The 13,659-nt window shown below is 42.1% G+C and carries 9 protein-coding genes; 3 read left to right on the plus strand and 6 right to left on the minus strand.

Going from position 1 to position 13,659, the window contains the following annotated elements:
• Nucleotides 1–23 precede the first annotated feature (23 nt).
• The 4 genes from ACH11B_RS05215 to ACH11B_RS05230 form a co-directional block, all read right to left on the minus strand.
• Nucleotides 24–1,022 (minus strand): 4-hydroxyproline epimerase, encoded by a 999-nt coding sequence (locus tag ACH11B_RS05215; protein WP_149105110.1) that lies wholly within the window; start codon nt 1,020–1,022, stop codon nt 24–26.
• 106 nt (nt 1,023–1,128) lie between these two features.
• The gene (locus ACH11B_RS05220; protein ID WP_377612002.1) at nt 1,129–2,616 is read right to left on the minus strand and encodes an aldehyde dehydrogenase (NADP(+)); all 1,488 of its coding nucleotides are present in this window, start codon (nt 2,614–2,616) and stop codon (nt 1,129–1,131) included.
• 18 nt (nt 2,617–2,634) lie between these two features.
• On the minus strand, nt 2,635–3,564 hold the full coding sequence (locus ACH11B_RS05225) for a dihydrodipicolinate synthase family protein (protein ID WP_377612004.1): 930 nt from the start codon (nt 3,562–3,564) through the stop codon (nt 2,635–2,637).
• Between the two features lie 138 nt (nt 3,565–3,702).
• Entirely contained in the window at nt 3,703–4,581 is an 879-nt protein-coding gene (locus tag ACH11B_RS05230) for an AraC family transcriptional regulator (protein ID WP_013664291.1), read from the minus strand.
• A gap of 407 nt (nt 4,582–4,988) precedes the next feature.
• On the opposite strand from ACH11B_RS05230, the gene ACH11B_RS05235 reads away from it, so the two are divergent.
• The 3 genes from ACH11B_RS05235 (at nt 4,989) to ACH11B_RS05245 (ending at nt 10,390) form a co-directional block, all read left to right on the plus strand.
• Complete coding sequence (locus tag ACH11B_RS05235) at nt 4,989–6,380, plus strand: aminopeptidase P family protein (protein WP_377612006.1); 1,392 nt, start codon at nt 4,989–4,991, stop codon at nt 6,378–6,380.
• A 77-nt stretch (nt 6,381–6,457) separates the two neighbouring features.
• Entirely contained in the window at nt 6,458–8,644 is a 2,187-nt protein-coding gene (locus ACH11B_RS05240) for a S9 family peptidase (RefSeq protein ID WP_377612008.1), read from the plus strand.
• 75 nt (nt 8,645–8,719) lie between these two features.
• Nucleotides 8,720–10,390, plus strand: coding sequence for a M1 family metallopeptidase (locus ACH11B_RS05245; RefSeq protein ID WP_377612010.1), 1,671 nt, complete (start codon nt 8,720–8,722; stop codon nt 10,388–10,390).
• A gap of 63 nt (nt 10,391–10,453) precedes the next feature.
• Here the strand turns inward: ACH11B_RS05245 and ACH11B_RS05250 are convergent, their stop codons facing one another.
• Both ACH11B_RS05250 and ACH11B_RS05255 read right to left on the minus strand, forming a co-directional pair.
• The gene (locus tag ACH11B_RS05250; protein ID WP_130854838.1) at nt 10,454–12,205 is read right to left on the minus strand and encodes a DUF885 family protein; all 1,752 of its coding nucleotides are present in this window, start codon (nt 12,203–12,205) and stop codon (nt 10,454–10,456) included.
• A 53-nt stretch (nt 12,206–12,258) separates the two neighbouring features.
• Nucleotides 12,259–13,653, minus strand: a complete 1,395-nt coding sequence (locus ACH11B_RS05255; RefSeq protein ID WP_377612012.1) for a SusD/RagB family nutrient-binding outer membrane lipoprotein — start codon at nt 13,651–13,653, stop codon at nt 12,259–12,261.
• Nucleotides 13,654–13,659: the final 6 nt, after the last annotated feature.

Genomic DNA, 13,659 nt, shown 5'->3' on the forward strand with positions numbered 1-13,659 from the left:
ATTTTTACTTTTTACTTTTGAATTTAAATCACCTGAAAACCGAAAGCATAAGGGTCCTCATCATCAATGATGATATGATTATATCCTGTAATTAAAGCCCAGCCCTCTACACCGGGTATAATAGCCGGTTTTCCATTTATCGTCGCCTCTTCCTCGATCGTACCAAGAAATTTTGACCCGATATAACTTTCGTGAATAAACCGATCTCCTTTTTTCAGCTTGCCCTTGGCGTACCATTGAGCCATTCGTGCAGAAGTGCCGGTGCCACATGGAGACCTATCTAATGCATTCTCTCCTACAAGTACTGCATTTCGCCCAGTCGACGAAGGATCCAAAACACTCCCTGTCCATTGTATATGGCTTAGACCCGAAATATTACTGTTCTCCGGATGAATAAACTGATACTTTTCATTTAATAGCTTTCGAATTACTTTACCGTAGTAAATGAGTTGGCTGGCAGAAAACCGGTTGATGTCCTCGAAATTTTCCTGTGGATCAATGATACCATAGAAATTACCTCCAAAGGAAACATCAACACGTATCATCCCTAAATCAGGGCAAACTACTTCAAGTCCTTCCGCGTATAAGAACGATTTAACATTCGTCAATTTAACGGACTTAACCCGTTTACCTTCTTGTTTGTAATCAATTAAGACCAGACCTGCCGGTGTTTCGAGACGTAATTTACCCGGTGTCTTGGGTTCAACCAAGCCCTCTTCAATAGCAATAGTAACCGTCCCGATTGTGCCATGTCCACACATGGGCAAACAGCCACTGGTTTCTATATATAGTACGCCGATATCATTCGCCGGATCGCAAGGTGGATACAATATACTTCCACTCATCATATCATGGCCCCGTGGCTCAAACATCAGCCCCTTCCGAATCCAATCGTATTCTTTCATGAAGTGCAAACGTCGCTCCATCATGGAATTCCCCTCCAACAGTGGGCCGCCGCCTGCAACGAGCCGTACCGGGCAGCCACAGGTATGGGCGTCTATACAGAAAAAAGTTTTTTTCATTGTTGTAGCAATTAGCCTTTAGCTATTAGCTGCTGTTAAATTAAATATTTTAGCTATTAATTTTATTCGCTTGAAAAGCCCCACTACCTTCCTTAAAATTTATAACTTACAACGCAGAAGCGTCCTTCGTCAATACGTTATTTACAGTACGATAAATACCTAGGGGATTTTCATTTTTCAAGGCATCAGGCAATAGTGCGTTCGGCCAATTTTGAAAAGAGATGGGACGTAGAAAACGCTGCACAGCATCTGATCCAACGGAGGTGAACCGTGCATCTGTCGTTGCCGGAAAAGGCCCTCCATGCTGCATAGCTATACATACCTCTACGCCGGTAGGCATACCGTTAAACAACAATCGCCCACACTTATCCTGTAAAAGACTTATTAATTTACTATGTCTGACGGCATCCGCCTCGGTGGCAGCCACAGTAATTGTTAGCTGTCCTTTTATATGATCGGCAATATTCAGCATTTCCTCTTCGCTCTCGCACGCCACGATTAATCCGAAAGGACCAAACACCTCTTCAAGTAAAGCGTCATTTTCTACAACGCTTTTCGCATCGGTTTCAACAAGCAGCGCAGCTCCTTGGCCTTCTGCAGCGATTTGTTCTGCTTTGCCTATTACGCGAATGGTGGATTCCGTTAACATGCGTTCGCTATTGGCATGGTAAGCTTTAGCAATACCTGCATGAAGCATGTTCGCTGGAGGGCAACTTAAAACTTCTTGGCGGAGAACTTCTTTAAATGTCTCAAGATCTTTCCCCTTGACAGCGATGAGTACACCTGGATTGGTACAAAATTGACCCACACCGAGCGTTAGCGAACTTAAATACTGGTTCGCTAAACCTCGCGGATCAGTCGCCATTTTTTCCGGCAGCGCAAAGACTGGGTTTACACTACCCATCTCAGCGAATACCGGTATGGGCTCCTTTCGTTGATTAGCCAAATCAAATAACGCTTTCCCTCCTCCATAAGAGCCCGTAAACGCAACCGATTTGACTATAGGATGTTGAACAAGATAAGCCCCCGACTCGTTTGAATTACCGTATATGTGGGAAAAAATTCCATCATGCCATCCCTCTTCTTTTATCGCGCCGAAAATAGCCTCCGCCATTAATGCTGAAGTCTTGGGATGTCCCGGATGTGCTTTAAGAATTACCGGGCAACCCGCTGCGATAGCGCTCGCCGTGTCTCCACCGGCGGTCGAAAAAGCAAAGGGGAAATTACTTGCACCAAAAACAACTACCGGACCAACCCCAACCTTGATTTTACGCAAATCCGGCTTCGGTGGTGTTCTGTCTGGAATCGCTGTATCAATTCTTGCTTCAAAACATAGGCCCTCTTTTATATGATCGGCATAGCTTCTCCATTGAAAGACAGTCCGGGCTTTCTCTCCGATCAGACGAGCCTCGGGAAGGTGGCTCTCTTCCATTGCTGTTGCGATCAATTCAGTCCCCAATCCCTCTATTTTGGCTGCAATCGCATACATTAAACCTGCTCTATCGATTGCGCTTCTTCCTTTTAGGTATTGAAATGCTTCTTCTGCCTTGTGCAGTAATTCCTTGACTTGTTCCTGTGGTGTTTCTGTGTACATTCTATTTCCTTTCAATAATTAAACTAGGCTACCGGAACCCTTTGTTTCCAAGTTTGGCCTATTCACCTTACTATCGGCAATAACTTTCAATATACGTTCGCGTTCTTCACCTACTAACGGTAAGCGAGGTGCACGCACGGTTTCATTACTAATACCCTCACTCGTTGCCGCTAATTTGATGTATTGAACTAGTTTGGCATGGATATCTAACTCTAGTAAAGGCAAAAACCAACGGAATATAGCTAATGCTTTTTCTATTTTACCCGCTTTTACATAATCATAGATCGCAACCGTTTCTTTTGGATAAGCGTCCACTAAGCCGGCCACAATCCCATCCGCTCCCATTAGTAAAGCTTCTGTAGTAATGGTATCAACTCCACCTAAAATCTTAAAACGGCCGCCAAATCGATTGATCATACGGGTGATATTGGTCAAATCGCGCGTAGACTCCTTAACGGCCTGGATATTGGGTACAATAGCCAGCTGTTCAAACATATCCAACGTTACCAGATTACCATAGTCAACAGGGTTGTTGTAAACCATGATAGGAAGACTTGTACTGTTCGCTATCGTTGTGAAAAAAATTACTGTTTCTCTATCATCTGCCTTATAGCGCATAGGTGGCAATACCATCAATCCATCTGCACCTAATTCCTCTGCTTTCCGGGCGATTTTGATCGCTTCAGCGGTAGCTTGTTCCGCAATACCCAAAATAACAGGAACGTCTTTACCCGTTACAAAGTTAACGGTATATGTCAATAAATCGTATTTTTCCTGTGTAGTTAACGTACTGGCTTCACCTAATGAGCCCGCTAAAATCAAACCATGTACGCCCCCTTCAAGTTGGGCAGTCAGATTCTTACCGAACATATCAAAATCGATCTCTCCACTTTCTTTAAATGGAGTTAATAATGCAGGATAAATTCCTTTCCAAAGTTCTTTACTCATTATAGTTCTTATTTTTTTTCAAAAGTAAAACGAACATTTAAAGGTATCCATCCATGTATTAATCAATCATGCGCATATTTTAACTTTTTTAGCAAGGCACTTTGCCTCGCGTAAATAGCCAAATCAAAGAATGTATCTCTACTGTACGTTTCGCTGAAAATTCACCATGTATTCTTTTGGCGAATTACCAATTACACTTTTAAACACCCTATTAAAGTTCGTAATACTATTGAATCCACAGTTATAGGCAACGCCGGATATACTTTCACATTTATGGTGTGTTAATTTTTTACAAGCCTCGTGTACACGCATTTCGTTTAAAAATGCGACAAAAGTATTTCCTGTGTGCTTTTTAAAATATCGGCAAAAAGCTTGAGGAGTTAAATTTGCCTGATCGGCAACTTCCTCCAAGGTGATTGGCTTCGTGAAGTTTTGGGCTATGTAATTGTAAATAGAACCAATACGGATACCTTCATTTTCAGAAATCGAGGAGTTTTTACCGCCCGATAACGCATTTACTTGCTTTGATACATGGCATAACGTACGCAACAAATAAAAGAAGTGCATAAGCTGATCCATTTGACTGGCTTCCTTTAAGCGCAATACGCGCCTTGACACTTCTTTAAAATACTCATTCGGCACTTTAAAGCCTCTTTCGTAATCCTTCACAAAGCTTTGAAGCATATAAAGCTCCGGCAAGTTAAACAAGGAAGCCAACTTTCCGTTTGGATCGAAGAACACGGAAATCGAGCGGACCTGCTTCGGATGAGCCTCGTCAAAGTACTCCGCATTACTTTTAAAAACATGCGATTGATTGGCGCCGAGCAAGAAAATGTCGTTCTCTTGAAAGGGATGCATGCTATTGTCAGCAATCAACGTACCTTTTCCTTCTAGGATCCACATGAGTTGGGCTTCATGATGTCGATGTAAATGAGGATAGAAGTGCGGCATACAATCTTCCTGAACAATAACAGTCCGATCATGCGCTACTGGAATGGTGAATTGTAGTGTCTTCATCGTTGGTTTGGTGTATTAGGTAACGTGAATTTACCAATTTTTAACCCATAAATCCAAGAGTTATCACAAAATAGGTTAAAATACGGTTATTATTCGTTAATTGACGCGTATTCGAACTAGCTCCGGATTATTTGCCTAGAAGCAACAACGGATCTTGTTAGCTAACGGCATGACTGACAGCCGGAATCTAAACAACTAGTTAAAATATGAATAATATAAGAGAAAAAAGGGAGAGCCATCCCCAAAATAAATTGCGATTTTTACCGGCGTATAATCAACAGCTGATGGGTAATACGCTTTAAATTTGACGTTATATGGGGCGATCTTTGTCAAAAAAGCGCATCATTACTTTTTATTATCAAAAAAGATAAGACCTTTGTTAAAACCATCAGCTATTACATACAGATATGTTCGAAAAATCGATTTATATTCAGCGAAGAAATCAACTTAAAAATCAATTTTCAGAAGGACTGCTTCTATTCCTAGGAAATGATGAACAGCCTATGAATTACGCGGATAACGCTTTTCCTTTCAGACAAGATAGTTCGTTTTTGTATTACTATGGTATTCAGGAACCCAAGCTCGCAGCTGTCATCGATTTAGATGAAAATAAAGAAATATTGTTTGGAGACGAGCTCACGATCGACGAAATTATATGGATGGGACGACAAGAAACCTTGCGGGAAAAATGTGAAAAAAGCGGTTTAAGTATTGTCCTTCCCACCAAGGATTTACAAGATTATTTACAGCATGCATTAAAAAAAAACCGCAACATCCGTTATCTCCCCCCCTATCAGCCTACCAATAAAATTAAGCTCTTACATTTATTAGGCATCCCCCCTCTTGAACAGGAAAAAAAAGCTTCCGTGCCCTTCATCAAAGCGGTAGTCGCTCAAAGATCGATCAAAAGTAAAGAAGAAATTACCCAGATCGAATCAGCTGTGAATACTTCGGTGGATATGCACGTTCATGCAATGAAGATGGCCAAAGAAGGAATGAAAGAGTTGCAGATTGCCAATGCCATCCAGGAAATCGCTCAAAATGGTGGCGGCAGATTAGCTTATCCAACTATTCTATCTGTTCATGGCGAAATACTACATAACCATAAGCAGCATAACACCCTAAAAAAAGGGCAATTAGTCTTGAACGATTCCGGAGCGGAGACTGCTATGGGTTATGCGGGTGATTTAACACGAACTTTCCCTGTCGATCTGCAATTCAGTACGAAGCAGAAAGAAATTTACAATATTGTATTGAAAGCCTTTAACCAGGCTTCTGCGATGGTGGCCCCTCAAGTGCGTTTCCTTGACGTGCATCTGGAGGCTTGCACCGTACTATTTAATGGATTAAAAGAAATTGGGTTGGTTAAGGGTGATACAGCCGAGGCGGTGTCAGCAGGCGCTCATACACTGTTCTTCCAATGCGGTACGGGTCATATGATGGGACTTGATGTGCATGATATGGAAGATTTAGGAGAACAATACGTTGGCTATACCGATACATTAAAAAAAGACACCTCTACTTTTGGTTTAAAATCGTTACGTTTAGGCAAAGCACTGGAAGCAGGCTATGTATTGACCGTTGAACCCGGTATTTATTTCATACCTGAGTTATTTGCCCGTTGGAAAGCAGCTAATAAGCTAGCAGACTTTATTAATTACCAAGCAGTAGAGCACTACCTTGATTTTGGTGGAGTCCGTATTGAGGACAACTATTTGGTAACCTCATCAGGTAGCCAACGCTTAGGAAATTATTTAGCCAAAACCGTTGATGAGATAGAGGAACTAAGAGGCAGTTAGTAAAGCGAACCCACGCCTTAATTTTAAACACGGAAAAGACAACTCGGTTATTTAAAAAAACAATTGCTATATAACACATGAGACATGTAAACCACCTACTATGGATCTGCTTCATTGTAAGCAACTTATTTTCCATTAATTTTTTATTTGCACAACCTGGCGTAAAAACACAATGGACGCCGGATGGTAACGGATATTATGAAATTTCGGACGGGCAGGTTTTGGAGGTTAAGTTATTAGATCCCAATCATCCGGTCGTTTTTTTAGATGGCTCCGCGCTCACGCCACAAGACAGTAGCGCACCATTGAAAGTTAAACAGTTTAGTATTTCTGCCGATCGCCGGAAAGTCTTGTTGTTTACCAATACAAAACGGGTTTGGCGCTATCATACACGTGGCGATTATTGGATTTACGATGTTAACAACAAAAAGCTAACTCAACTGGGCAAAGGGCTTCCTGCTTCTTCCTTAATGTTTGCGAAGTTATCCCCTGATGGTACGAGCGTTGCTTATGTCAGCAAGCACAACGTGTATATAGAGGATTTGGCTTCAAATCATATTAGCCAACTTACGGAAGATGGGACCGACCGCATCATTAACGGAACTTTTGACTGGGCCTATGAAGAAGAATTCGGCTGTCGGGATGGATTCCGGTGGTCAAGCGACGGCAAACATATCGCCTATTGGAAAATTGACGCCAGAAGTATTCGCAATTACCTGATGTTGAACACAACAGACTCCACTTATTCATTTACTATCCCGGTAGAATATCCCAAAGCGGGACAAAATCCGAGTGCTTGCTTCATTTATGTGGTCGATGTAAAAACCAAAGAAAACAAAAAAATGGACATTCCCGGCGATCCCGTACAGCATTACATCCCTCGCATGGAATGGACCCCGGATGGCCAATCACTTATTCTCCAACAGTTAGACCGTAAACAACAGGAAAGCCATATCATGCTTTGCTCAATTGAAGATGGCAAAACTAAAACTATCTATACGGAGCAGGATCAAGCTTGGATAGACATTAAATCGCGTTGGAATGATGACGATCCCACAGGCTGGGAGTGGATCGATGATGGCAAGGCTTTTTTATGGGTAAGCGAAAAAGATGGTTGGCGACATATTTATAAAATAGATATGACCGGTAAGGAAGCCTTACTTACCAAAGGAGATTACGATGTTATTGGGATAGATTTAATTGATCAACGTAATGAAAAAATCTACTTCAGTGCCTCACCGGCAAATGCCACACAAAAATATCTGTATCAAATAAGTATAAAGGGCGGTAAAGCGACTCAACTATCTCCAACAGATCAAGCGGGCACCCATAGTTACCGTATTTCACCAAATGGAAAACTGGCTGAACATGAATTTAGCAGCAGCACGACATATTTTACAGGAGAAATTGTCAGTTTGCCAAATCATCAAGAAAGATTGGCCGCAACGGTTCGTCGGAGTCTACCTCAAGGCACGCCTAAGCCCGAATTTTTCAAAGTTACGACAATAGACGGCATAGAGATGGATGGTTGGATGGTTAAGCCAAGCCAGTTCGATTCAACAAAAAGGTATCCTGTTGTTTTTTACGTATATGGCGAACCAGCCGGACAAACCGTTACCGACACCTACGGCGCGGGATTCAACCGTTTATATGAAGGCAGCATGGCAGATGATGGTTACATCTATATTTCCGTAGAAAATCGTGGGGCTCCCGCACCTAAAGGTAGAGATTGGAGAAAAGCAATTTATCGCAACATCGGTGCTATCAACATTCGAGACCAAGCTATGGCGGCTAAAGAAATCTTAAAATGGAATTTTGTAGATTCATCTCGCGTGGCCGTATGGGGATGGAGCGGCGGAGGTTCCTCTACGTTGAATTTATTGTTTCAATATCCTGAAATTTATAAAACAGGCATCGCAGTAGCCGCTGTGGGGAACCAACTCATGTACGACAATATTTATCAAGAACGCTACATGGGCGTTCCGCCTGAAAGCCAGGCAGATTATGTAAAAGGCTCACCGATTACGCATGCTAAAAACTTGCGAGGTAACTTATTATATATTCACGGCACAGGCGATGATAACGTACATTATCAGAATGCTGAAATGCTCATCAATGAGTTGGTCAAACACAATAAACAGTTTCAATTGATGTCATATCCGAACCGCAGCCATTCGATATCGGAAGGTGAGGGCACGTCTGCGCACTTGTCGCGTTTGTACACGAATTATTTAAAACAATACTGCCCTCCAGGAGGGAGATAGTGGGCTGTACGTTCTAGGTTATAAGTTTTAAGTTGTAGGCTACCGTTGGCCTTACAAATAAAAACTACTTTTATCATGATTAAAACACTATATAAAAAATTAGGATACGTCCTTGGATTAGGATTATTGCCTATCGTAACTTCCGCCCAATTACTGGTAAAAGATCAACCGGTCTTTACAAAGGCAGATTCGCTAAGAGGGACATTAACTCCTTTACGTACTTGTTATGACATCAAGTATTATCACTTAGACGTAAAGGTTGATATCGATAACAAATTCATCAGCGGAAGCAACCTTTTTAAATTTGAAGCCACTATGGACTTCGACAGGCTACAGTTTGATCTGTTTGCCAATTTAAAAGTAGAAAAGGTCATTTATCATGGTCAGGAGATGCCTTTTACGCGTAATTACAATGCCGTATTTGTAAACTTCCCGGCTAATATTAAACGCGGCTCGGTCGATTCAATGCAAGTGTTTTATTCAGGCAATCCGCAGGTTGCTAAACGAGCTCCATGGGACGGTGGCTTTGTTTTCTCTCAGGATAGCAATGGTAAACCTTGGGTGGCGACTGCCTGCCAGGGACTAGGGGCCAGCGTTTGGTGGCCTAATAAAGATCATCAAGCGGATGAAGTAGACAGCATGCTAATCAGTGTGAGCGTTCCAAAAGGGTTGACGGATGTTTCCAACGGCCGCCTCATCAAGAAAACAAACCGTAAAGACGGCTACACCCAATTCGATTGGTTTGTACGCAACCCGATCAACAATTACAGTGTTTCAGTTAACATTGGCGACTATGTCAACTTTAAAGATACTTATCAGGGAGAAAAGGGCCCTCTGGATTTAAACTATTGGGTTTTGAGAGAAAACGAAGCGAAAGCTAAAAAGTTCTTCCCGCTTAATGTAATTCCTATGTTGAAGGCTTTTGAACACTGGTTCGGTCCATATCCTTTTTACGAGGACAGTTATAAGCTCGTGGATGTACCTTACACCGGCATGGAGCATCAAAGCGCTGTTACTTATGGTAATGGCTACGCCAATGGTTATCGCGGCCGCGATGCATCAGATACCGGTTGGGGCATGAAATGGGATTTCATTATTGTTCATGAAAGTGGGCATGAATGGTTTGGAAACAACATCACTTCGAAGGACCTCGCGGACATGTGGATACATGAAAGTTTTACCAATTATTCAGAGGCGCTATTTGTCGACTATAACTATGGAAAAGAGGCGGGACAAGCTTATGTGCATGGAATCCGGAGTGGTATCCGAAACGATAGTCCGGTGCAGGGTCCCTATGGAGTAAATCAAGAAGGTTCAGGTGATATGTATCCAAAAGGCGGTGTATTGCTGAATATGATTCGTACCATTATAAATGACGACGAGAAATGGCGGCAGATATTAAGAGGATTGAACAAAACATTTTATCATCAAACCGTTAATTACGAAGATGTAGTCAATTATATCAGTCAACATGCCGTTCGCGACCTAAGCACTGTCTTTGAACAATACGTTAAACACACGAACATTCCTACCCTGGAGTTTCGCTTCAAAGAAGGTAAGACCTACGCACGTTGGATTTCCGATGTGGCAGATTTCACCATGCCGGTGAAGATACGTAAAAAGGACAGTGATTATCAATTTATAGAAGTAGACAGAAGTTGGAAAGAAGTCACTTTACCCGGAGCCAACAAAGACAATATCGAAGTGGATACTTATAACTATTATATCGGTATATTGATTGAATAAATTTAGCTGTTCGCAACCTAAAAAGGCCGTTTTACAATATAAAACGGCCTTTTTACGTCTAATTTAGTGCTGGTAGAATTTCCATACCGTTTTGCTTTCCCTTGTTAAAGGCTTTTCAAGCAAGATAGCTCGAATCATCTCCACCGGCATCGCATTCAATTTGAGCACGGTATCGTGAAATTCCTTTAAGGTATACTTGTGTGATTTCAAGACTTCTCGCTGGAGCGCATAGAACTGTAATCCGCCGATATAATAAGATACCTGGTAAAGCGGAAAGGCCTGACTATCCCTTGATAAAGGCCAATTTAGCTCGCTCTCCACGTTGGCCCGTTCATGTCCAACTTCGTCTACTAGAAAATCAGCGCATTGTTCTGCCGACCATTTGCCCAAGTGAAAGTTAAGCTGGAAGATGATCCGAGCACATCGATACTTACGCCAAAATAACATACCGATTCGTTCTTCCGGTGTCCGCGCAAAACCTTTATCCCACAGCAGCATTTCCCAATATAAAGCCCATCCTTCCATCCAAAAGGGTGTATCAAAATTCCGATAGGTTCGGTAACGGGCATTCATAAAAAATTCTAAATTATGCCCTGCTATTAATTCGTGGTGTACCGTTGCCCGGGAAAAATAAGGATTGTTGCCAAGCATGCGCATTCTTGCCAAGCCAAAATCCATTGTATTGGTTGGGTAAGTTATACTAATTTCCCACCCACCCGTGAAAAAGGCATTTGACTTTTGACGTTCGGGCGACATCATAATCATTCCCCAGGTTTCCTCGGCAAGTTCAGGAATCGTAATTAAGTCATTTTTTTTAAGGAAATCTACCGATTCATCATACAACTTACGGATTACGGCAGGTTGTTGTCCAACGGGTACAGCACTTGCTTTCACTTTTTCCAAAGCAGCTTTCCAATCATTACCAAAGCCTAATGCTGCAGATGCCTTTAGCATTTCCTCCTGGCACCAAGCCATCTCCCGATGAGCAATTGCCAAAAGTTCGTCAGGACTATAGTTAATAAACTCGTGCTGAAGCAGTCGCATCAGCTCCTCTCTACCAATAGGGGTGCGTGTATAAATACCCATCTTGTTTGGTTGTTGCTTCTTTTGAAAAACACCGGCATAACGTACAAGCATGCTATCAGCACGATGATATGCCTCGGGCACCCACCACGAAAATGCCGGATCAAAACCATCATAGAACTGGAAAATACTTGCTGCCGTCCTCCGCAACAAATCCGCTTCTTCTCCTGCTGCTCTAATTTGTTCGGGTTCTAAATGCATATCACTCAAGTTCTTCATAAGCAGAGGAATCGCTTTCGCTATATGCGAAAAAGTGGAAGCAACCCGGGCCGCATCGAGTGAATTTCCGCGCCTACGTGAACGCTCTAATGTAAAAATGCTATCTGCGAAGGGAAATAGACCTTTCAGCTGTTCCATCTGCTGTGTAAGCTTTTCCAATTGATTTTGCTTCTCTTTTAAGTCTCTTGTAAATAATAAATAATCGACTTTACACTCCTGCGGTAATCGATCGAAATCTACATTCTTCAGTTGATTAAGGTATTGCTCATTCAACACCCTTAATCGTGCTTGCCGATCAGGCGATCCCAAGCCCTTTGCCATTCGGTAACGGGGGGCATTTTCTGAGGGAGAATAAAAGCGATAAATGGCTGCTTCATCCGCTTCAAACTGTTTCATCAAATAAGGAATCTCCTGACAGGGTACATACCCTTCTGTGGAAATTTGCGCTTTAACGGATGACGCATTAACAAACAGTAATATAAGCCCAATTGATAAAAATGATTTTCTTTCCATTTGGTTCAAATAAAAAGCGCCAAATCAAAGATTTGACGCTAAAAAATGACAACTTATTGAGCATCCCACCAAACACGCTTCGTGAGCGCATCGCCATTATGCTGTGGTTGCGGATTATTGGTTAACTCATTTAATGGGTATAGCATTTTCCGTGGAATATCAGAAACTGCGTTTTGCACTTTATCTATTGCCGGATAACCCGTTCTACGCCAATCGTTGAAAATTTCCGGCGACAGAAAATTGACAATGGCTTTCTCTTCCATAATGTATGACAAAGCATTGTCAGCATTGATATTTCCTCTGCTTGCTAAATAGGCTGCGATTGCGGTGCTAGACGAAACACCAGTATGGGCCATATCTGCTTCAATAGCCTGCTGATATATGGGTGCTGCTGCCTCTGCTCCTGATAAGATTAAAGTAGCTTCCGCTTTCAACAGTAATGCTTCCCGATAATTAATGAGGTTTAACGGCGAATTAGCACTTGCGTAAAATGAGCCGCCTAAAGAATAAGATTCCAGCGAGCCAATACCAGATGAGCCAATAACACGACCTAAATAGGTATTATTCTGCTTTGAGCGGGTAATCAGTTGTGTTATTCTCGGATCATTTCGACTTACCAATGAATCAACGGTTTTTGACGATAAAATAATAGTCTCAACGGGCAGAAAATTTCTGTACCACCTATTCTCTTTGCCCGCTGTACCATCGTACACTAAACGCAAATCGTCTGCATTACTTTGCATACCATTTTCTAAGGCGCTCAACGCTAATTGAGCCTGCGCAGTTGCGGTATGATTTGGCGCTTTTGTAAGGTGCATATAATAACGGGCCTTTAGGGTATAAGCTGCCTTAATCCATTGCGTGGTATTTCCTTGGTAGAAAAAATCCCTGTTGCCCGGTAGTGTTCCACCAGCTGTCTGTAAACTGGCAATACCCTCATCCAACAAGCTCTGAATCGTATTGTAGATCATTTCTTGACTATCATATGCGGGTGTAAAAGTTTCCGTAGCATTTAATGCTTGCGAATAGGGGACATCCCCCCACATATCGGTAGCATACGCAAGGGTATATGCAGTTAAAACACTGGCTATTCCGCTATAAATGGTATTACCTTTCTCGTCCGCCTGTTCTTTCATCAATTTAAGATTCTCCAAACAATCCGTATAGGTATAACGCCAGGTATCATTCAAATCCGCCGGATTTAACAAATAAGTGCCTACATTGGGTGGTGCCTGATTCAAAGCAATCAGCTGCATAAAATGAGCCGCATCAATAGATGCCCAGCCAGCAACCACATTGTGCACCAAATTATATTCGATAGCAGGCAATAACAATGATTCCTGTACCGATGAAGGTTCATTCGGATTTTCATTGACATCCAAAAATTTCTCACAGCTGGAAAACAAGCATGATGCAACGAGTATGATATAAGAAATTGACTTTTTCATCTTTCT

Origin of the sequence: Olivibacter sp. EAT-5 (genome assembly GCF_044784325.1) — a bacterium.
In the GTDB taxonomy this organism is placed as follows: Bacteria; Bacteroidota; Bacteroidia; order Sphingobacteriales; family Sphingobacteriaceae; genus Olivibacter; species Olivibacter oleidegradans.